Origin of the sequence: Micromonospora sp. NPDC047740 (assembly GCF_043204735.1) — a bacterium.
Lineage (GTDB): Bacteria > Actinomycetota > Actinomycetes > Mycobacteriales > Micromonosporaceae > Micromonospora.
Genome location: NZ_JBIDCT010000015.1, coordinates 69,034 through 89,634 on the forward strand (window position 1 = coordinate 69,034; position 20,601 = coordinate 89,634).

Below are 20,601 nucleotides of genomic sequence, written 5' to 3' on the forward strand. Positions count from 1 at the left end.
CTGCGCCGGGGTCAGAACCGCTTCGCCGGCACCTCCATCATCCACGTAAGTCACTGTTTTAGCGACTGCGTCGTTGCCGATGCATGCGCAAACCGGAACGCGCTCAACCCTGATGGAGCAGTCATCATCGGTGCGAAGCAGCGTGCGGGTAGACCAAGGTGGACGAACTACCCGTCGTCACTCCTGGTAGTTTCCGGCGGCCACCTCTTCCCAGTAGTACCAACGGTCGGAGAACAGTCATGACGCCCGGCGGCCTGAGTTACGCGACCCTGCGCACTACCCTGCGGCCCCCGCGGGTCGCAGTGGTGTTCGACGGGGGCCCGGACTGGCACTACTGGGTACGCCTGGCGTTGCGGGCGTGTTCGCGAGTTTGGGGCGGCAGGGGCTTCATCCTGGTTCCCCACCAGGACGGCCAGGTCGCTCCGGAGATGCTGCGAGCAGTCCGCACCTACGATCCTGACTACGTCGTCGCCCTGGAACGTACATACGGAACCACGGAGGCGGTACGTCGTGGTTCGGTCCGTATCCGATTCGATGAGACCCGAGAACTCGACGGGGACGAACGGACGAAGTTCATCGCAGAGCATCATGACGAGCCGATAGACGATCCGGCCGACGAGCGGGGACGGCGGGCGGTCGTGGAGGCGTGCGCAACCTACCGGCGGAGGTCGACGACAGGTCGTGCTGCCGGAGACCGCGAATGGATGGAGGGCGTAACGTCCTGCACTGCAGACGGGAAGTTCGAGCACCTCACCAGCGCCTCCGCGTTGGCTGTGAGCGCGTACGACGAGGTCATCGAAGGGTTCCCCTACCCGCGGGAGTCTTGCTTGGCGAGCCCGGCCGACTGGGGCGGAACTCTGGGTGTCGCCGTTGCGGCAGCATGTGGTGTCGTGGACTTCCCGCAGGTCGGCGTCGATCCAGTGCTGTCAAGCGACGACTTCAAGTCGGTTACTTCGTGGCTCGTAGACAACGGCTTGCCGTCGGATCGGTCGAGGGCAGGCTTTGCGAAGCCGGTTCAGCAGATGGTGTGGCATCCCGGTGCCGCGCTTAATCATGATCTGGCTCGGCTGCCGGCGGTCTTCGACTTCACGACCAAGGGGACCGTGCCAATTGCCCGTGACTTCGACTACCCTGGGCAGTCGCTGGTGTGCGTCGGCGACTCGGCGGTGGACTTCGCGCTCGCGTTCGCCCACCGTCGCATGTACGGGCAGGGGTTGTGGCTGCCTCCGGATTGGCTGTGGAAAGACGGGGTCCTGGATACCTCGTCGAGGGTCTTCCTTCTGTTGCGCTCGTCCGTGTATTGGCCAGCGAGGAATGGCCGCGAGATCCGGGTCACCTCATCGAAGTTGTCCGCCACCGAGTTGGACGAACTGTGCGACCGGCTTCGCGATCCAACGATGTACCGGGACCGCGACGGGCAAGCGGAGCGACTGGCCGAACGGATCAAGAGTGAGTCGGCGTCTTGGCCGAAGAAGGCTGTGCTCTACTTCGCGATAGCCGGAGACTTCGGGCGCGACTTCGCCGCGCCGGTCAACGCGGACGTGAACGGCGATGTCGAGATGGTCACACCGCTCCCGCCTCCGCTTGTCACCGACGGCATGTTGGCCGACCTCGCGACCGGGTTAGACCGCAATGGCGCTGCTCGGCTTCGGTGGCAGGTTGACGTCGAGTTCGATCCGAGTGAAACACCACACGGCCGTGGTCTCGACGGATCATCCTTGCTGGCATCGGGGTCGTCGCCGTTCGGCGAACGTGTCCGCAGCGGCCGGGACGGGGCCACCTTCGAGTCCGAACGGCTCGGCCTGCTCATAGCGGGGATGCCACCAGGGGCGAGACTCACCCGCCCAAGGTTGCGCATGCCGGGTCTGGCGACCTGGGCGAACCTGATGGCAAATCAGCACGGCAACACGATGGCGTTCTCCGCGGCGGGCCGTCAGGTAGAAGTGGTCCGCGAGTTGTGGGGTGATCGTGCGGCGCTGGCGACCGATTTTTCCGGCCCAATCGCGGCTGTGCTTCGCCGATTCCGCCCGGCCAAGACTTCGCAGCGACTCGAACTCACCGAGACGACCGGTGTCGCGATGCGCACCGGCGCGGGCGATGAACTGTTCGAGCCCTACCTGACGTTCGACGGGATCATCGCTGCAGCGGGAGACAGCCTGCCCATCGAACGGCTCCGTCACGACATCGATGGCTTCCTCCGCCGAGGAATCCTGCGGCGCGGCCTCGCGCTCGGCTGTGCCCGCTGCTCCACACTCGCCTTCTTCGCCATCGATGAAGTTAGCCAGGTAAACCGGTGCCCCCGGTGTCTGTCGCCCAACGACCTCGATCAGGCGCGATGGCGCAAACCCTTGAACGAGCCCGCCTGGTACTACGACCTGCATGCCGCTGCGCGGGGCCTCGTCGCGCAGAATGGCGACGTCCCGCTGATGCTGTCGCACTACCTGCGATCTGCGGCCCGGAACTACGCAGACGTCGCTGAACTCGAACTCCTCAATGAAGCGGGCAAAGCCATCGCCGAACTCGATCTTCTCGCACACGCCGACGGCCAAGTGATCACCGCCGAAGCCAAGCGACCAGCCGACCTAGGCAAGAACTCCGCCGACGCCATGGTCAAGCGTGCTCGCTTGGCCGAGCAGTTGCAGGCCGACCAGATCCTCCTCGCGACCGCCGCGCCCGAATGGCCTCCCGGAGTCGTTGCCGCGCTCGCCAAGGAGTTGAGAGAACACCCCTGGGAGCGCGTCGTCCCTCACGGGAGACTCGTCGCCGGCCTGAGAACGCCGAAGATCACCGACCTTGCCGTCGACGCCCAGACCGGAACAACCTCACCGTGGCCGCAGTAGCCCCTGATCAAGTACGGAGAAACCTCGCCGTCGATGTCAACGGAACACCTCGACCGTCGAACCCACCGCCAACAGTTTGGCCGACCGCAAGCCCTCAACGTTCCGGTCCGACTACCCGCCGGGCCCGGCGCGTCCAGCCCTCCTCCGCGGCAGGTCGTCAGGCACGATCTAGGGGTGCCTGATCTGACCTTGCAGACTCACGAGGGCGATGGGCTTCCGCCTGCGACGTCCGCTGACGCCCTCTCCCTAACGATCGAACCACTGCTCGATCGGCATGCGCCCCGTCCTCGGCGGTTGAGCGTGACGGTCATCGTTGCCGCCGACTTCGCGGCTGCGGTAGACGAGGCGTATCGGGTCGGTGGGCACGACTTCGGCCCATTCGGGGCAGCCAGGCTCGGCGGCGACGTCAACGGCAAGACGGTGCCGATCAGCGCCGACCATGCCTCAGCACGGGTGATCATCGACGCGAACTGGTGGACCAGGCAGTCAACCGCAGATGCCCAGAGAGCCGGCCTGCTGGCCCACGAACTGTTCCATCCCCGGCTCGATCGGCTGCGCGTCGAAGCCGGCAGTGCCGAACACCTTGCAAGGACAGTGCACACGCCGGCGGATGGAGCGCGCTGGTCAGTTCGCAACGCAGTCGACGAGTTGCGCTGCGACCTTGCCGCGGACTCCGTCCTGAAGCAGATGTTCACCGTTCAAACTCCACGAGGCATCCTGCCGCTCCCTTTGGGCCTCCTCGGCTCGGAGGACGACAACAACTACCTCGGTGCCACCCTCGATGCCTTCGACCACCTCCACGATGAGTGGTCCTCGCTCCTCGGCCAAACACTGACCGGCGAACAGCAGAGCCTCGTTGCACGCCAGACCGGGAGCCTGCTGACGCTTCTCGCGCACGCCGAGGCCGAGGCACGATCCCTCGACGCGCCAGGTGCCTTCGCCATTCCTGGGATCGCCGAACACCCCGTGGGGACCTTGTTGCACTCGACCTGGCAGCAGATCTGCGACGCCTACGACGAATACGCAGGCTGGCAGACGGTCGCCGCCAGTGACACTGCCATCGCCGACGCCGGGCAAGAAGCCGTCCTCAACCTCTGGCGACACTTCGGCTTCTGAGTCACCTCGGCCATCCGGCGGGCCCGCCCAGGCGTAGAGGGCCAGCACCGGCCAGGGATCTGTCCGGCAGGCCGTTCATTCACCGCGGGGAGGCTCCCCTCAGCATCTCCGCAAGTGCCTCGGCGGGTTGTCGGTTTGCTCAGGCGTGGAAGCGGGCGATGACGGGGGCGTGGTCGGGGACGGTGGCGGGGCGTCGGGTGTCGGTGGATTCGGTGATCGAGCCGATGTCGTCGACGAGGCTGTCGACGCTGGCGACTCGTAGGCGCAGGTCGCGGGAGACGAGTATGTGGTCGATGAGTTCGCCTCGGCCTTGGTAGATGCGTGAGTACGCCCGCCCAATCGGCAGGAGCGGGGCGAGGTTGTACAGCCGCACCGGGTCGCCCTTGTCTGGCCGGTTGATGTCTCCGTCGCTCGGGCCGCTGAGCAGGGTGGTCGTGACGGCGTCGGGCCCGTCGTTGAGGTCCCCGCAGAGAACGGTGGGTATGCCGGGTTCACCGTTGGTGGCGGAGGCGGTCATGACCTTGTTGACCTGGACGCGGACGGCGACGGCTTCGGCGGCCCGCCGCAGGAGGGCGTAGCCGGCGCCGCGGGCTCGCTCGTCTTCGTTCTTCGGGTAGCGGCGGTCGTCGGGGTAGGTCAGCAGCTTTGACTTGAGGTGACAGGTGAGAAGCCGCAGGCCGCCGCCGACGTCAATGTGGACTTGAAGGGCGCCGCGGCCCATCCGTTTCAGGGTCTTGCCATCGACGTCCGGCACCGCTGGCAGGCCGGCGTCGGGAAGTTTGACGACCTGGTCCTCGACTGTGACGGGGTGGGGCGACAGGACGCCGACTCGGATGGGGTGGTTGCCGGCGGCGGGATCGGCGAGTTGAACCTGCCAGCCGTCGCCGACCGCACGGGCGAGGTCCTGGGCGCACCGTGGGTCACCCACCTCCTGCAACGCGACCACGTCCGGGTTGAGACCTCGGATGGTCGTGGCAAGGTAGGCGATCTTGACGTCGTACGTCTCGCGGTCCGGGGGTCCGTACTTGTGGCCGACTGGGAAGAGGTTCTCCACGTTCCACGTCATCACGGTCAAGGTTGACGTCATGGTGCCTCCCGTCGTCGCTGCCATTCTGGCCTCTGCCACGGACGGTAATCACCGGCCCATCGTGCTGTCACCTGAACAGCCCCAAGCCCGACGGACGGGCCGCTGAGTTCGAGCAGCTTCGCACCAAGAACCCCCTCGGGCAGCCGGGCGAGCAGCCAGAGCGGCGAGCGTGGGTGGGCTGGTGTGCGGGTCCGGGATCGAGTCCGGCTGGACCGAGCGGGCCGGGGCGCAGTCAGTCACCGGAACGAACTCGCAATGCGTAGGCCGAGGGTTCCATTCCGTCCCGTCGGGCCGCTCGGTAGGAAGGCCCAGGTCACGGGCTTGATCGCCGATCGTGACCCGAGCCTTCTTCATACCGTCGAACGCCAGCCGATCTCACGGCCCGGTGGCGCTCGCCACCCCGCTCTCGTTGACGGTGAACTGTCCGTTAGAGGCGCCGTTGAAGGTTCCACTCTTGATCCACTCGATCAGCGCCGCCTTGAGCGTCGAGTGCGGACCGGCCCACGGGGTGCCGGGTGTGCCGCCGTAGGGCGTGCCCGAGGCCGGGGTGCAGCGGTGTCCGGAGCAGCCCTCCCACAGCAGCCCGTGACTCGCGCAGTTCACCTGTACCAGCACCTTGTTGGTAACCATCGTGAGGACGTCGACCGCCGGCCCGATGGTCGAGGTCAAGAACGAGATGGCTCAGGAGTCGTCCTGCCGCCGGGCTGCCTCCAGTCCCGCTAGGTAACCAAACACCAGCCCCAGCGAGATCGTCCCTCCGGCACCCCCGTAGAACCCCTTCGTTGGTGCGCCTCCTGCGTTGCCGGCGGCGTACAGGCCCGGGATGACCTTGCCATCGATGTCCAGCGCGTGCCCGTGTGCGTCAGTCTTCGGGCCACCCACCGTGCCGAGCGCGCTGGCCTCAACCTTGAGCGCGTAGTACGGCGAGGTGTTGATGGGTCCTAGGACGCTTGACCTCGGGCTCTTCAGGAGAGGTCGGACGATCTTCGCCAAGGGCCCGACCACGAGGGAGCGCAGGTGTTCGGGGTCGTTCTTCTTCGCCGCACGTGCCGCGAGCTTGTTCACGATCGGTCCGATCGCCCTTGCGATGCCCATCCGTGCCTTTGCGGTGGCGGCGGGGAACCGCACGTCGGGCGAGTACTTGCCCAGCCGGGGATAGAAGGCGCCGAAGTAGCGGTCGAACAAGGTGTCACCGCGGCCGAACTGCGGGTCGCGAGCCCGTGCGGCCTCGGGATTGAACCGGTCGACGGTGCGCAGCAGCCCCACCTCGTCGACCCCGATCTTGGCCGCCAGCTCGGACAGGGTGTCGGCGCGGTGGAGGAAGTCGGGCACCTCTCCGCCCGGCGTGATGCCGAAGATTCCGTACTTCGTCCAGTAGTTGTGGTCGAAGATCAGCCACGCTGTGGCGTTCGGCATGGTGCCCGTCTCCGGGTCGACCTCGCGCATGATCTTCCCGAACTGGTCGTACGCCATCGCCTCGTCCGCGAAGCGCTCACCCTTGCTGTTCACCATGATGCTGTGCGGCAGCGCTCGCTCGCCGAGGAACACCCGACTGAGTGGGCGGCCCTCCAGTTCTTCACCGGGCAACTGGACCCCGGGCATCCACCAGGCATCCTCCATGCCGGTCAGATCAGCGCCCACCTCCCGGGCCAACTGCACCGCGATGCCGTCATGGCCGCTGGGGGAGACCTGCACCCCGAAGGGCGCGCCGAGGTGGGTCGTGGTGACATCGGTCGAACTCTCGAAGCCGCCGCTGGCCAGCAGGACCCCCCTGGTGGCGCGCACCGTGTGCTGGACGCCGTCATCGGCCTGTACGACAACCCCCCGCACGCTCGAGCCATCCAGGAGGAGCCGGGTCGCGGGTGTCTCGACGCGTACGTCGACACCGTTGCGCAGGCCAGCCTCGAGCAGAGCTCCGATCAGCGCCGGTCCGGCGAGCCAGACGTCCTTGATGCCGATCCCAGCCAGCAGCCAGAACGGGAGCGGGTTCTTGGCCATGCCAGTCGTCAGAGCCGGCCGCACGAACTTCGCGGCCTCCCCCAGTCCCTCCGGGGAGTACGGGCCGGGAAAGAGGGCCCGACTGACGGACGCCCCGTCGATGTCGGAGCGGTAGTCCGGCCAGATCGTCGGGATCCACCCGAAGGAAGTGTGCTCTTCGATGAATCTGGCGACGTGGGGTCCGGTTTCCAGGAACTTCTCCACCAGGTCGTGGTCGAGTATCTGATCGCGGCCTTCGCCGTAGATGTAGCGCCGGGCCTGGTCCAGGTCGTCGTTCACCTTCAGGGCCTGGGTCGAGAAGCCGTGGTTGGGGATCCACGCGGCACCCGCGGAGATCCCGGTGGCGCCCCCAACGATCTCCCGGGACTCGACGACAAGGACTCGTGCGCCCTCCTTAGCGGCGGTGAGTGCCGCCATCAGGCCTGCACCGCCAGAGCCGATGATCGCTACGTCCACCTCGTCGGGGATGCCGCACTGTGACACGGTCCCGATGGAGCCACGGTGCTGAGTCGAACTGTTGACCACGATGCCCTCCGACGATCAACTTCGGTCATGACCTCCAGAGTCACTTTGCCGCAGCCAGCGGGAACATCTTGCGCATATCTGACCATTACCTGGGCGAGGCCCGGCGTGTGCCCCACAGCCACGCTCAACTGACTCCTAGAGCGGCGAGACGGTGTACTCGATCAAAGGTTGCTTCCCATCGCCGTCTGCACTGGTACGTCACGTCTATGCCGAGTCGTGGCCAGATGCCGCGATTCGTGAGATCCGAACCAGCCTCACCCCGCCGCGTGTGACGACTCGTGGGCCGAGAAACGCCCGGACATGCCCCCGACCGCGCACTACGCAGCGTCACAGTTTCGGATCAAGCTGGCGTCCGGTCGTGTCGATGTGCGCGCGGCGGGTGGACCGGCGGCCCGGTGCATTCGGCATGGCGCCTGTGTCGCATGTCAACGACCTCGCCGCCCTGATGCACCGCGGATTCGCCGTCTAGCGACCAAAGATCGCTAGGATCGCGACCGCCGCTACCACGCCGGACCGGCCTGGAGCGCCGGGGAATAACTGGGTCTGTCCGAGGCTGCGCTTCGGGACCTCGCCCGCCCCTCACTGCACCTGCTCCACACCCGGGTACAGGAAACGGTCCAGGTCATGGAGTTGCAGGGCGTCAACATCCGATTCCTCGACGGGATCGAATGCCAGGCGCCCCTGCGTGTCGCGTCGCGCCTCACGAATGTCGTGAGGGCCCACCGTGTCGACCACTTCCTACCTCCCTGGTCCCGCAGCCCGCCGACATTGATTGTGTTGCGGCTGGAGGTCTTGCGTGAACCCTGACACGTCCGCACAGGGGCGCGCGACTACCCGAGGCCCGCGCCAGCCGACCCCTTCACAAACGTGCGCCCCAAATGAACACCCAGGTCAACGCGGGGCAGATCGGCTGGCGCGGGTTCCATTGGTGGGTCCGTGGAAGCAATGTCAGAGGTTTGTCGGAGCTCCGGGGCAAGCCGCCGACAAACGCTGCGGGGAATGGCCGGGTGTGCGTCGGAGGCTGCCGCCACGCCGCCGCAGGGTGCGGTTGACCTGGAACGCCGCTATTACAGCGTCTGCGACGGCTGGGCTGCGGCCACTACCGCGACTCCATCGATCGCCGCGACCCGGCCTGCCCCGCATGCGGCACCGCACCCGTTACACGGTGGTGCTGTCATTCGATCCTGCCTCGTTCGCGTGTGCGCGGCTTGCGGCGGAGCTGGCTGACGAGTGGGTGGAACTCGTGCAGGCCGGACGGCTACGCGAGAGCGCAGGCCGCATGTATCTGACCGCGATGAAGGACTTCCTGGCGCACGTCGACTCCACGGTCGCGGGCGCCAGCTCGGCGTCACTGGCACGGAGCTCGCCGGACCTGCATCACGCGGTCACCGAGTGGATCCGGATTCTGCCGTCCCGGCACGCTCCCGGGGCCACGAACGCCGTGCTGGCAAGCCGGGCGGGTCCGTGCCCTGATCGCCCGGCGCGCCGAGCACCCGGATCGGCCGGTCGCCGGGCGCCTGAAGGGCTGGGTCGCCGGCGCGCTCACGCTCACCCGAACCACACCGTCCGCCGGGGCGCAAGGCAGTCAACGCCTTAGCTGTCCAGAAACGAAGGCCTCCTGGTTGGCGGAGCGGTTCCTAGACGGCTCCACTCCACAACCGGAGGCCTTCGTCATCACGCAGATTCAGGCCGTGTCGTCACACGACCTCAACCAACCGCCCTGGGCAGCCTACCTAGACCAACTTCGATGAGATGCCATCGTCGGGCTCGTCACCGGCTACCACTGTCCCGGATGAACTTCACGGTTCCAAGCAACAGAGTCGATGCGGCGCGACGAGAGAAGGCAGTGCTTCTGGAGCGGCGGGCGGCGGCCTGCATTGCCGCGGCTGGCCCGCCGTGACCTCAGATGTAGTTGTTCAGGTCGCACCGGTGCCACGGGTTCCAGCTGTAGCCGTAGCCGTAGTCGGTGCTGCACCAGAGATTGCCGCCCGCCCACACGGCGACTGTGCGGTAGTGAGGCTCCCTGGCCATTGCGCCGTCGACCTCGTCGGCAAGGCCGTTGTTGGGCATGACCACCCATCCGCTGCTCGCCCAAGAGTGCCAGATCGTCCGGTTGGGCGCGATGCCGAAGTACTCGATGCGGCCTTGGCCAAACCAGTTGATCTCCATGATCCTGGTCTTGCACCTGAACGTTCCCTTGTGCCCCCACCGGTCGGTGAAGCTCCAGGTCGTCGTGCAGGTCAGCGGCGGGTGGTGCGTTACCAGGGTTGTATCACCCGCCGCTGCGGAGGCGCTGCTCGGCGCCACAGCGCTGACGGCACCGAGGATGGCGGTGGACATGAGCACAGTCGCCAGGGTTGTGGCCAGGGTGCGTTTCATACCTTCTCCTAGCGGTGGGGGTCGATTGCGGACCAGCCTCGCGACCGAGCCTGGGCGTACGCCAGCGGATTGCGAGTAAACGCAACCAGCTTGCCTCGACGCGGACCAGCCGATACGGGCTAGGGTTTCGCGGGTGGCTACCGGACCGATCGAGATTGATAATGGAAATAGCGGCTGATCGACCCATCAATGGAGAGACGCCAGATGGCGACCGAAATCGCCTCGGGGCAGGAAATCGATCGTGGAGCCGGTGAGCGCGGTCGCGGATGAGCAGTTGATCGCGATGCTGGTCGATCGGGCTCGTGGTGACGGGCTGAAGCTGACCGGTGGGCGGGCTGCTGCAGCAGCTGGCCAAGCGGGTCCTTGAGTCGGTCTTCGACGGTGAGATTGCCGACCTCGTCGGCTACGACAAGCACGACCCCTGCCGGTCGGGCAGCGGGAACATCCGTAACGGCAGCCGGATCAAGACGGTGCTCACCGACGTCGGGCCGGTGCAGGTCCGCGTTCGGCGCGACGCTGCGGGCATGTTCGAGCCGCCGATCGTGCGGAGACGGCAGCCGCCGTCATCGCTATGGTCGATCCACACGCGACGGGACCGGTTGCGGGGAACCTACTCGTGGCCGCGCTCGGCAAACCGGCGGCTTGCGCCGCTGTGCCAGGCTGCCCTCGAAGCGATCCGGAGGGGTGCGACGGTGAGTGAGTCGAGTCCGATGGGTGCCCGAAGGTGGTCCGAGCAGGACGAACCCGCAGCCCGGGCACGGGCATTGCAGGCGTCGGTGTATGCCCGGATCACCAGCGTGGACCCGGCGTCGACCGGCGGACCGGTGCGTCTGTTCGCTGTGGGACTGCCGGCGATCCTCGAACGGCTCAAGCTGCTGGAACGAGCCACCTCGTCGGTGGTGTACAACCTTGCCCCGGGATGCCCGTTCGACCCGCATCGGCGAGAACGGGAACCAAACCTGCGTACCCGGGTGCGCGGCCTCCAAGGCCACATGATCACCGGCCCGCTGCAGCACCTGTCGCTGGTGGCGGCCGTCCATCCCGACACCTGGGTGGCCCCGAAGGTACACGGGGTCGGCATCGTCGTTGACGAACGCATCGGATTGTTCCCCGGTCCACCCACCCCGGACGGGCAACCGACCGCCTGGCTCTGCCGCGACTCGGATCTCGTCATGGCGTTTTGCCAGCTCTGGTGGGAGACGCAGCAGCAGGCCGTGCCGATCCGCGAGGCCCCTGGGGTCCTCCCGCTCACCGAGCGTCAGCTGCAGGTGGCCGCCCTGCTCAGCCGGGGCGCCAAGGATGCCACCATCGCCCGTCGACTCGGTGTCTCAACCCGGACGGTGACCAGCGACATCGGGCGGCTGTTGGACGCCTTCGGGGTCGCGACCCGGTGGGAGGGCGGCTTGGTGATGGGAAGAGCCTGCCCACCCGTGCTGGCCGGCTGACTCGGCCGACGGCTTGTCCGTTTCATCCGGCAGGGCATACCTGCCGGACGAAACGTGCCCCAGCTCCGCCCAAGGGCGGAGTCGATCATGCTGGCCGCGCTGCGGGCCCGGGCCGACGAGATGCTCATCGTGTCCGGCCGGCGGCAAGCAGCCATCGACCCGCCCCTACACCAACACGAGGTGCTCAAGCGGATGGAGAAGCAGACGGTCGCGACCCGCTGCCCGACGGCTTGCCCGAACCGTCCGGGCCGCGGCCGGCGGCACCCGCCCCGGCTGGACGGGCGCCGCCGGCCTGCTCAGCAGCGCACCCAGCTCTTCCAGCTGTACCCGTCGCCGGCATAGTCGGTGCTGCACCAGTAGCCGCTGCCGGAGACGTACACCGAGACTCGCCGCGTACCGTCGGAGTACTTCCACGCCCAGTTCATGGCATCGGCGCGGCCGTTGTTGGGCATGACGACGTAACCGCGGCTGCTGGCCCAGGAGTGCCAGATGGTCCGGTCGGGGGCGATGCCGAAGTACTCGTACCCGCCGGTGCCGGTCCAGTCGACCTGCATCACCTTGGTGCCGCACTTGAAGGTGCCCGTGTGGTTCCAGTTGTCACCGAACACCCAGCCGGTCGTGCACGCGGTACCCGGCCGCAGCCCGAAAAGCTGGACATCGATCGGGACGGTCGTCGCTGTGGTCTGCGCGGCGGTGTCCGTCTTGGTCGGCTGGGCTGCGGCGGGGCCGGCGTTGGCCAGCAGCGCGCCGGCGAGGGTCAGGATCGCTGCGGACATCCGGGCCAGGCTGCGAAATTTCATGGTCCTCCTCAGAGCGGTGGTCGCCGGCCGGGGGACGAGCCGGGTTGCCCGACGTCGACGCGGTCACGGCCGGCCTCTTCCGGCTGGCAAGCGTCCGTGAACCACTGAGCGGAGGGAAAGCTGACTGCGGAAAGTGGCAGCTGGCTTGACAAGCTTCTTTGCGGGCTGACGGCTGCGGTTCGGGGCGGCGTAGCCGTAGGGCGACGGCCAGCAGGACGCCGGTGACGCCGTCGACCTGGATGAACTGGTACCCGGTGTGGGCGAACGCTGGCGGTCGACACGGGACGCGTGCATCCTTCAGAGCCGAGCGGCGAATTCGCGTGACAGCTGGTCACCCAGGACATGACGGGTGCACCGCGAGGCGCGCCCCACAGTGCACCCGATCCGTCTGGATGTGTCAGCAGCCTTGGTAGCCGACGTTGCGAACCGTCACCTCACGGCCGCAGAAGACGGGACGCACGGCATAGCGGGTGCCGCTGACGATCTTGTGGACCGCGACATGGAGGTGGCACGAGCTCGTCCCGGTATTGCTGCTGTACCCGACGACGTTCGTCGGGCCGACGACGGCCCCCACGCCGTACTTCAGGTTCTTCATGTGCAGCAACTTGAGTTCGTAGACCTGCGTGCCGATCGTCTTGCGCAGGTACATCCCCCCGGTGCCGGAGGAGATGGCGTAGACCTTCATGTTGTCCCAGATCGGGTAAATGGGCTGCCCGCAGGAGCTCAGCCCCCCGGTCGGGGTCATGTCCAGGGCGTAGTTGTCCGAGAGGTGGTCGCCGTTGTAGTAGTCGACGTGGGTCGGCGGGGTGTTGTATCCGTAGCCGGTGAGAGCCCACGACTGGGTGTAGAGCCACGGCGACGCCCCGGACGGCGCGAGTTCGTTGAGCGTGTGCGCCTGGGCCGGGCTCGCGCCGAAGACCCAGAGGAGACTCGCGACGAGCATCATCGCGAATGCCGCGCTCCTGCCTTTGTGCCATCTCTTCCCGGCGGTCGGGTTACTGCTGGCACCGTTCATGTTTCCTCCTATGTCCTGCCCCGAGAGGGTGACCTCACTCCGCGGCCACCGCATCGAAAGCTAGCGATTCCCATGGGTGCGCGCCGATGCGCCTTGCGCATTTCGGCAGATCACTTGACAGCGTGGGCACCCGGCACACCCCGCTCAGACCATCGATCATGAGCAACGGCCGGCGCGGTGAGGAATTTCTATCGGCGGCCACCCTGCCCGTGGCGGAACCACCCGAGACCTGGAGCATTCCGGCTCTGCGCGCGGACTTCGCCGATGACGCCACCTGCGAACGCACCAAGGCGAAGATGGCGGAGACGTTCACTGGTCGACCCTGGTCCCTGCCGGCTGCTGCCAGTCTGTCGGTGCAAGGCCCGGTTGCCGCCGAGTCACTGCTGCTGATGCCTGCTCTTCGAGGGCCAATAGGAGTGAGGCAGCCGCTACGACCACCTCTGGAGACGCATCGGCGAACGCCTGCCGTGGGTCGCCGCGCAGGGCATCTCCACCCACTGGCTACGCCACACCACCCTCACCTGGGTGGAACGCCACTTCGGCTGCGGTGTGGCCCGCGCCTACGCCGGCCACGCCGACCGCCGCGGGCCCGCCACCACCACCTACATCAGAGCTGGCATGCATTCTGTCGCCGCCGCGCTGGCCGCCATGACGGGCCAGCCCCACCCGCTCGCCGCCCTCACGCGCACATCTCACCTGTAGGCGATGGTCTTTCGCGGGCACGACGGGATGTTCAGGTGGTCCCCAGGCGCTACAAGCCACCATCCGATCCGGGACTGGCGCACTTCGGTCTGGGCACCCTGCGGCTGATCGGGGAGGAACCGGGCGCTAGCGATCTTTGGTCGCTAGGTTCTTCACACTTGTGTCAAGTTTTCACGCGGCGCCTGGAAGGCGGGCGCGGGTTGCGTAGTCGTTGACGTGGCGGGTGATGGTGGTCAGCGCACGCGACTCCGACTCACCGCGATCACGTGGTTGAGGGAATCTTGCGATCCGCACCGCTCAACTCCAACTAAATTGCCCTTCCATCCGGACGCGGGGTGGGCGCGGCTACGCCGCCGCACTTCCTCTCCGTCGACGGCTACACCTGGGAGCACTGGCTCGAGATCCACGCCGCGGGCGGGACGAAGGCGCTCGCCGCGCGGCGGCTGGCGGACGAGCTCGGCACGGGGCGGATGATCGCCTTCGGCGACAACGTGAACGACGTGCCGCTGTTCGGCGTGGCCGACGAATCGTGCGCGGTGGCGAACGCCGTGCCGGAGCTGCGGGCCCTCGCCACGCGCACCATCCGTTCGAACGACGAGGACGGCGTCGCGCGCTGGCTCGAAGAATGCGTCCGCGGCTGAACCGCAACGGGGGCTGACGAAACCCTTGCGCTCGGCCGGAGGTCCGGCCCATACTCCTCGCCAAAGCGGTTTGCCAAAGCGCTTTGCAAGATCTGCAGTGCGCGCCCGAGCGAGCCGCCAGGTACGGCGCGGTGCCCGCAGCAGCATCGCGCCCCGACGACGAGGAAGCCGCACGGATGGTCTCGATCTCCGATGTCGCCCGGCACGCGGGCGTGAGCCCGACGACCGTCTCGCACACCCTCAGCGGCAAGCGCAAGGTGAGCGAGACGGTGCGCGAGAAGGTGCGCAGGGCGATGGTCGAGCTCGACTACGTGCCGACCCGCGCCGCGCAGAGCCTCGCGCTCGGAAAGACGAGCGTCCTCGCCGTCGTCGTCCCCGACATCGCGATCGAGTACTTCGCTGAGCTGGCGAAGGGGATCGAGTCCGTCGCAATGGAACGCGGATACAACATGCTCCTCGCGACGACCGGATTCGACTCCGGGAGGGAGAGCCGCTACCTGGAGATGATCGCCTCCCGCGCGGTCGACGGGATCATCTACGCCTCGGGCGCCGTGCTGGGCGCGAAGGCCCGGGCGGCCCTCAACGGGCATCTCCCCGTGATCCTCGTCGACGAGGAGATCGAGGGGATCGTCGACCTGCCGGCAATCGTCTCCGACAACGAGGCGGGCGGCCGAATCGTCGCCGAGCATCTGCTATCCCTCGGCCACCGCAGCGTGCTCGAGATCCAAGGAGCGCATGCACCGGTGACGAGCGTCCGGCGCAGCACGGGGTTCGCCAGCGCGTGGGAGCCGGCCGGCGGCCGGGTGTTCACGACGTCCGGCGACTACTCCGTCGAGAGCGGCCCCCCCGCGGTCGACGGATTCGCTGATGCCTTCGCCGCCGGCGAGATCACGGCGGTGTTCGCCCACAACGACCTCATGGCGCTCGGCGCGATCGAAGGCCTACGCGCGCAGGGGTTCGGCGTGCCGAGGGACGTCTCGGTGGTCGGGTTCGACGACGTGTCGATCAGCCGGCATAGTTCTCCGCCGCTCACGACCGTCCGCCAGGACACGCACGAACTCGGCACCCTGGCCGCCCGCACCCTGCTGCACGCACTCGAGACGGGCGAGCAACTCGTGCCCGGCCGCATCGCCATCCCGGTCGAGCTCATCGTCCGCGCCTCGACCGGGGAGGTCCGCCGATGACCCGCCATTCCGTGTTCCTCGGCGACGTCGCCCAGGACGAGTACTACGTCACGCCGCACTTCCCGCAGGCGAACGACAAGGTCATCGTGCAGGCGCTGGAACCCGAGTTCGGGGGAAGCATCGCGAACGCCGCGTCGATCTACGCCCACTACGGCATGCCGACGTCGTTCATCGGCCAACTCAACTCCGGCGCCCTCACGCAGAAGCTCCTCGCGCAGCTGCGCGAGCACGGACTCGACACCCGGTTCGTGATCTTCGACGAGACTGTTCCCGACTCGCACTGCATCGTCCTCATCTCGGGCGAGCAGCACATCGTGATCATCCCGACGCTTGGCATCACGCGCACCGAAATCACCCCCGAGACGTTCGAGCACCTCGCCGAGGCCGAGTTCATCGTGACGACCCTCACCGACGCCAAGCCGCTCCGGATGGGGGAGCTCGGCGCGCACGAGGTGCTCGAGGCGCTCCGCGCCCGCGGAGCGAAGATCGTCGTCGACCTCGACGTCTACAACGAGGAGAACCACGGCACGGGACTCATCGAGCACTGCGACATCGTCTTCATGAACGCCATGGGCGAGGCCCGCTTCGCCGCCACCGGCGGCTCAATCCCGGAGCTCCTCGTCGGAGGTGCGACGGCCGTCGTCGTCACGAAGGACAGCGAGGGCTGCGAACTGCACACCCGCGACGGCGTGGTCGCGGTGCCGGGCCTTCCCGTCGACGTCGTCGACGTCACGGGTGCCGGCGACACATTCACCAGCTCCTTCCTCTACGCACTCTCGATCGGCCGCGACCCCGTCGCCGCAGCCGAGTTCGCCAACGCCGCCGCCGCCCTCGCCGTCGGGAAGATCGGCGCGCGCGCCGGCATGACCACGCGCGAGGACGTCGACGACTTCCTCCGATCGTTCGCACCGACCACGTCGACGACGATGTGACTCACCCCGTTGAGGCTGAGTTCGGCGCACACAAACAAGAAAGGACGCCGACGATGGCTTCCAGTCGATTCGCAACATTCATGCGCGGTTACGGCCGCCTGACGATCTTCATGATCCCGATCGGTATCGCGATCAACTTCGTCGGCGGGCAGATCGCACTGCTCCTCAAGCTGCCGGTCTATCTCGACAGCATCGGAACGATCCTCGTGGGAGCGACCTGCGGCGGCCTTCCGGGCGCGCTCGTGGGCCTCATCTCGAACGGGATCAACTCGATCACCTCCCCGCCAACGTTCGCGTTCGCGATCCTCAACGTCGCGTTCGGTCTGCTGGCGGGCTATTTCGGCCGGATCGGCGTGTTCCGCACGTGGTGGAAGACGCTGCTGTCCGTGCTCCCGTTCGCCTTCATCGGCGGCTTCTGCGGCGCCCTCATCACGATCTGGGTGTTCGACGGGCTCGCCGTCGGCGGCGGCGCGATCGTCGTCGGCGCGCTCACGGCGATGGGCATGGACCTGAACACGGCGAACTTCGCCGCCCAGTTGCCGATGGACGTCCTCGACAAAGTGCCGACAGTGCTGATCGTGTACGCGATCATCAAGGGCATCCCGAAGCGGCTCCTCGTCAAGCTGCCGCTCGGCCGGGTGTACCTCGGCCAGCCGAATCCGCGCGCGAAGAAGCCGGTCGCCACGACCGCCACTCAGTCATGACGAACACCGCGGTGACCGCCGTCGCTGACCGCTACCGCCAGCCGATGACACTGGGGAACGCCGTCCTCGACATCCACCCCATCGCGATGGTCGCCGGCATCACGGCGCTGATCGTGGTGGGTCTGGCGAGCGCGGGGTGGATCGTGCCGCTGGCGGTCAGCGTGCTCTTCGTCGGAATCGCGTACCTCGCTGGGCGCGGTCCGTCCTACCTCGTCACGATCCTGAAACTCTGGATCGCGGTCGGGCTCATCCTGTTCGCCCTGCGCGCCCTGCTCGTGAAGGGCGAGACGGTCCTCGTCCCGCTCGGGCCGATCGCCATCACGCGCGAGGGCATCGAAAACGGTCTGCGCTTCACCACCGCGGTGATGGTGATCTGCGGCGGCGTGACGCTATTCTTCGCCATCGTATCGATGCGCCGGCTGATGCTGGCCCTCGAGCGGATCGGCGTGAGCCCACGCGTCAGCTACGTCATCCTGGCGTCATTCCAGGCGATCACCGACCTCGGCGCCACCGCCCGAGTCGTGCTCGACGCGCAGAAGGCACGGGGGATCGAGGCCGAGGGGAACGTGTTCGTGCGCGCACACGCGTTCTTCCCGGTGCTCGCCCCGGTGTTCCTGACGGCGATGACGGCGACCGAGGAGCGGGCGATCGCGCTCGACGCTCGCGCCTTCAACAACCCGGGCAGGCACACCAGCCTCCTCAACCTCAAGCCCTTTACCGCCGTCGACACCGTGCTCGTCGTGCTCTCGCTCGTCGTGGCCGCGGCCGCCGTCACCGGAGGGATCCTCGGATGGTTCTAGCCTCACTGACTGGAGTGGGCTTCACCTACGCCTACGCGGAGCAACCCGCGCTCGTCGGCATCGACCTGCAGCTCGAGGAGGGCCGGCTGCACGGCGTGGTCGGGCTCAACTCGAGCGGCAAGACGACGCTGTGCAGCCTGATCCGCGGCGTCATCCCGCACTTCCACCACGGCGATCTCACCGGCGAGGTGGTCATCCTCGGCAGGCCGCTGCTCGACTGGGACCCGGCCGAGCTGTCGCGGACTATCGGCTGCGTCTTCGATAACCCGTTCACGCAGATCAGCGGCATCCGCGAGACCGTGTTCGAGGAGATCGCGATCGGGCTCGAGAACCTCGGTGTGCCCCGCGACGAGATGATCGAGCGCGTCGAGAGCGTGGTCGAGCAGCTCGGCATCGAGGCGATCGTGGAGAAGAACCCAAACGAGCTCTCGGGCGGACAGCGGCAGAAGGTCGCGTTCGCGTCGATCATCGCCATGGACGCACCGGTCGTCGTGATCGACGAGCCGACGTCCCAGCTCGACCCCGAGGCATCCGAGGCCGTGTTCGAGATCATCGAGGGACTCAAGCACAGGGGCAAGTCCATCGTGCTCGCGGAGCACAAGATCGACCTGCTCGCGCAGTACGCCGACACCATCACGGTGATGAACGAGGGCACCGTCGTGATGCACGGGCCGACGAGGGATGTCGTCGGATCGGACGAGTTCGGCGCGTACGGCGTCGTCCCCCCAGAGGTGACCGAGCTCGGCCGCAGGCTCGCCGTCGCCGGGAAACCGCTCGACCGGCTGCCGATTAAGCGGGCCGAAGCGTTCAACGAAATCTCCGTACGGATCGGGAGGAGCACGCATGCCCATTGAACTGAACGGGGTGGGCTTCACCTACCCCGACGGCTCGCGCGCGATCGGCGGCATCGACCTCCGCGTCGACGACGGTGAGCGGCTGGCGATCGTCGGGCAGAACGGGGCGGGCAAGACAACCACGGTCAAGCTCATGAACCGTCTGCTCTTGCCGACCGAGGGCGAGGTGCTCCTCGACGGGGCGTCGACCGCGAAGCGCACCACCGCGCAGGTGGCCCGCGACGTCGGGTACGTGTTCCAGAACCCGGACGACCAGCTGTTCGCCGCCGACGTCCGCTCCGAGATCGAGTACCTACCCAAGTACCTCAAGTGGCCCGACGAGAAGCGCGAGGAGCGCTGTGCCCGCGCGATCGAGCTGACCGGCATCGGCGACCACCTCGACACCAACCCGAAGGACCTGCCGAGCGCGATCCGCAAGTTCGTCGCGATCGCCGCCATCCTCGTGTCGGAGTGCCGGTACGTGATCCTCGACGAGCCCACGGCGGGCCTCGACTCCCGGGGGCTCGCACTCCTGCACGGCATGCTCGACCGGCTCGGCGACGAGGGCGTCGCCGTCATCACGATCACGCACGACATGCGCTTCGTGATCGACGCGTTCAGGCGCGTCGTCGCGATGGCCGACGGTGCGGTGATCGCGGACGGCGACCGCAGGGACGTCTTCCTCGACGACGACATCCTCCGGCGCTCCCGCATCCGCCGGCCGGATGCCGCGCAGCTGGCACGCGACCTCAATCTGAGCCGCAGCGCCCTCACCGTCGACGACGTCGTCGAGCTCGTCCCCTGACCCGAACCCCGAATCCGAACCCCGAATCCGAATCCGGAGAAGACTCCCATGAGCAGGCCCTTCCGCACCGTCTTCCCCACGGGCACTCCCATCTTCGCGATGCTCCATCTGAAGGGCGAGGACGCGGTCGACCGCCTCCGCCGCGCCAAGCAGGAGATCGACGACCTATGGGGAAACGGCGTCGACGCGATCATCGTTGAGAACTACTTCGGCGAGGTCGAGGACGTCATCGCGGTGCTCGACCACCTGGCGGCGGAGCGCCCCGAGGTCGTCATCGGGCTGAACGTCCTCAACGACGACGCGCAGGCCTTCGAGCTCGCGCGCAGGTACCCGATCGCCTTCCTGCAGCTCGACTCGGTCGCCGGCCACCTCTCGCCAGAGGAAGACGCCGCGTTCGCCGAGCGGCTCACCGAGATGCGCGCCGGGGTAGAGGCATCCGTCTTCGGCGGCGTCCGCTTCAAGTACCAGCCGTACCGCTCCGGCCGGACCCTCGAGGAGGACCTCGCGCTCGCCGTCGGGCGGTGCGACGCGATCGTGGTCACCGGCGACGGGACGGGACTCATCACGCCGCTCGACAAGATCGCGGAGTTCCGGCGCATCGTCGGCCCCGGCTTCCCCTTGATCGTCGGCGCGGGTGTCACACCCGACAACGCCGCGGAGCAGCTCGCCCAGGCCGACGGCGTCGTCGTGGGCAGTGCCCTGAAGGACACGCTTGCCGACACCGGCGACGTCGCCCCCGAGAACGTCGCCCGCTTCGTCGCCGCGGTCCGCGCGACGCACTGACCCTCGCCCCTC

Annotated in this window: 20 protein-coding genes; 13 read left to right on the forward strand and 7 right to left on the reverse strand. The window is 67.4% G+C overall.

Going from position 1 to position 20,601, the window contains the following annotated elements:
• Positions 1 to 239 precede the first annotated feature (239 nt).
• On the forward strand, positions 240 to 2,840 hold the full coding sequence (locus tag ACGF4F_RS26085; RefSeq protein WP_393081115.1) for a hypothetical protein: 2,601 nt from the start codon (positions 240 to 242) through the stop codon (positions 2,838 to 2,840).
• A gap of 174 nt (positions 2,841 to 3,014) precedes the next feature.
• Entirely contained in the window at positions 3,015 to 3,956 is a 942-nt protein-coding gene (locus ACGF4F_RS26090; RefSeq protein WP_393081118.1) for a hypothetical protein, read from the forward strand.
• A gap of 139 nt (positions 3,957 to 4,095) precedes the next feature.
• Here the strand turns inward: ACGF4F_RS26090 and ACGF4F_RS26095 are convergent, their stop codons facing one another.
• The 5 genes from ACGF4F_RS26095 to ACGF4F_RS26115 all read right to left on the reverse strand — a co-directional run bounded on the left by ACGF4F_RS26095 (position 4,096) and on the right by ACGF4F_RS26115 (position 9,945).
• Positions 4,096 to 5,043 carry an endonuclease/exonuclease/phosphatase family protein gene (locus ACGF4F_RS26095; protein WP_393081121.1) on the reverse strand — a complete coding sequence of 316 codons (948 nt, stop codon included), beginning with the start codon at positions 5,041 to 5,043 and terminating at the stop codon, positions 4,096 to 4,098.
• A 375-nt stretch (positions 5,044 to 5,418) separates the two neighbouring features.
• Positions 5,419 to 5,712: a hypothetical protein gene (locus ACGF4F_RS26100; protein ID WP_393081124.1), complete on the reverse strand. Its 294-nt coding sequence runs from the start codon at positions 5,710 to 5,712 to the stop codon at positions 5,419 to 5,421.
• Between the two features lie 12 nt (positions 5,713 to 5,724).
• Positions 5,725 to 7,566, reverse strand: coding sequence for an FAD-dependent oxidoreductase (locus ACGF4F_RS26105; RefSeq protein ID WP_393081127.1), 1,842 nt, complete (start codon positions 7,564 to 7,566; stop codon positions 5,725 to 5,727).
• 579 nt (positions 7,567 to 8,145) lie between these two features.
• Positions 8,146 to 8,301 carry a hypothetical protein gene (locus tag ACGF4F_RS26110; RefSeq protein WP_393081130.1) on the reverse strand — a complete coding sequence of 52 codons (156 nt, stop codon included), beginning with the start codon at positions 8,299 to 8,301 and terminating at the stop codon, positions 8,146 to 8,148.
• Between the two features lie 1,167 nt (positions 8,302 to 9,468).
• Positions 9,469 to 9,945, reverse strand: coding sequence for a hypothetical protein (locus ACGF4F_RS26115; protein WP_357442027.1), 477 nt, complete (start codon positions 9,943 to 9,945; stop codon positions 9,469 to 9,471).
• Positions 9,946 to 10,271: 326 nt separating this feature from the next.
• Between ACGF4F_RS26115 and ACGF4F_RS26120 the strand changes: the two genes are divergently transcribed.
• Together ACGF4F_RS26120 and ACGF4F_RS26125 are read left to right on the forward strand one after the other, a co-directional pair.
• Positions 10,272 to 11,390, forward strand: coding sequence for a transposase (locus ACGF4F_RS26120; protein WP_393081133.1), 1,119 nt, complete (start codon positions 10,272 to 10,274; stop codon positions 11,388 to 11,390).
• Between the two features lie 54 nt (positions 11,391 to 11,444).
• Positions 11,445 to 11,732 carry a hypothetical protein gene (locus ACGF4F_RS26125; RefSeq protein WP_393081136.1) on the forward strand — a complete coding sequence of 96 codons (288 nt, stop codon included), beginning with the start codon at positions 11,445 to 11,447 and terminating at the stop codon, positions 11,730 to 11,732.
• Here ACGF4F_RS26125 and ACGF4F_RS26130 read toward each other — a convergent pair.
• Together ACGF4F_RS26130 and ACGF4F_RS26135 are read right to left on the reverse strand one after the other, a co-directional pair.
• A complete protein-coding gene (locus ACGF4F_RS26130) occupies positions 11,687 to 12,190 on the reverse strand; it encodes a hypothetical protein (protein ID WP_393081139.1) in 504 nt (167 codons plus the stop codon). The genes ACGF4F_RS26125 and ACGF4F_RS26130 overlap by 46 nt on opposite strands.
• A gap of 397 nt (positions 12,191 to 12,587) precedes the next feature.
• The gene (locus ACGF4F_RS26135; RefSeq protein ID WP_357442022.1) at positions 12,588 to 13,205 is read right to left on the reverse strand and encodes a hypothetical protein; all 618 of its coding nucleotides are present in this window, start codon (positions 13,203 to 13,205) and stop codon (positions 12,588 to 12,590) included.
• A gap of 525 nt (positions 13,206 to 13,730) precedes the next feature.
• Here ACGF4F_RS26135 and ACGF4F_RS26140 point away from each other — a divergent pair.
• The 9 genes from ACGF4F_RS26140 to ACGF4F_RS26180 all read left to right on the forward strand — a co-directional run bounded on the left by ACGF4F_RS26140 (position 13,731) and on the right by ACGF4F_RS26180 (position 20,589).
• Positions 13,731 to 13,907, forward strand: coding sequence for a hypothetical protein (locus tag ACGF4F_RS26140; protein ID WP_357442020.1), 177 nt, complete (start codon positions 13,731 to 13,733; stop codon positions 13,905 to 13,907).
• Positions 13,908 to 14,242: 335 nt separating this feature from the next.
• Entirely contained in the window at positions 14,243 to 14,548 is a 306-nt protein-coding gene (locus ACGF4F_RS26145; RefSeq protein WP_393081144.1) for an HAD family hydrolase, read from the forward strand.
• A 131-nt stretch (positions 14,549 to 14,679) separates the two neighbouring features.
• Positions 14,680 to 15,732, forward strand: a complete 1,053-nt coding sequence (locus ACGF4F_RS26150; RefSeq protein ID WP_393081147.1) for a LacI family DNA-binding transcriptional regulator — start codon at positions 14,680 to 14,682, stop codon at positions 15,730 to 15,732.
• Complete coding sequence (locus ACGF4F_RS26155; protein WP_393081150.1) at positions 15,729 to 16,664, forward strand: carbohydrate kinase family protein; 936 nt, start codon at positions 15,729 to 15,731, stop codon at positions 16,662 to 16,664. The genes ACGF4F_RS26150 and ACGF4F_RS26155 overlap by 4 nt, the downstream gene beginning before the upstream one ends.
• A gap of 53 nt (positions 16,665 to 16,717) precedes the next feature.
• The gene (locus ACGF4F_RS26160) at positions 16,718 to 17,368 is read left to right on the forward strand and encodes an ECF transporter S component (RefSeq protein ID WP_393081153.1); all 651 of its coding nucleotides are present in this window, start codon (positions 16,718 to 16,720) and stop codon (positions 17,366 to 17,368) included.
• On the forward strand, positions 17,365 to 18,168 hold the full coding sequence (locus ACGF4F_RS26165; RefSeq protein WP_393081156.1) for an energy-coupling factor transporter transmembrane component T: 804 nt from the start codon (positions 17,365 to 17,367) through the stop codon (positions 18,166 to 18,168). Before ACGF4F_RS26160 ends, ACGF4F_RS26165 begins: the two co-directional genes overlap by 4 nt.
• A 14-nt stretch (positions 18,169 to 18,182) precedes the next feature.
• Positions 18,183 to 19,022 (forward strand): energy-coupling factor ABC transporter ATP-binding protein, encoded by an 840-nt coding sequence (locus ACGF4F_RS26170; RefSeq protein ID WP_393081159.1) that lies wholly within the window; start codon positions 18,183 to 18,185, stop codon positions 19,020 to 19,022.
• Positions 19,012 to 19,806 carry an energy-coupling factor ABC transporter ATP-binding protein gene (locus ACGF4F_RS26175; RefSeq protein WP_393081162.1) on the forward strand — a complete coding sequence of 265 codons (795 nt, stop codon included), beginning with the start codon at positions 19,012 to 19,014 and terminating at the stop codon, positions 19,804 to 19,806. Before ACGF4F_RS26170 ends, ACGF4F_RS26175 begins: the two co-directional genes overlap by 11 nt.
• A 48-nt stretch (positions 19,807 to 19,854) precedes the next feature.
• Positions 19,855 to 20,589, forward strand: coding sequence for a BtpA/SgcQ family protein (locus ACGF4F_RS26180; RefSeq protein WP_393081165.1), 735 nt, complete (start codon positions 19,855 to 19,857; stop codon positions 20,587 to 20,589).
• Positions 20,590 to 20,601: the final 12 nt, after the last annotated feature.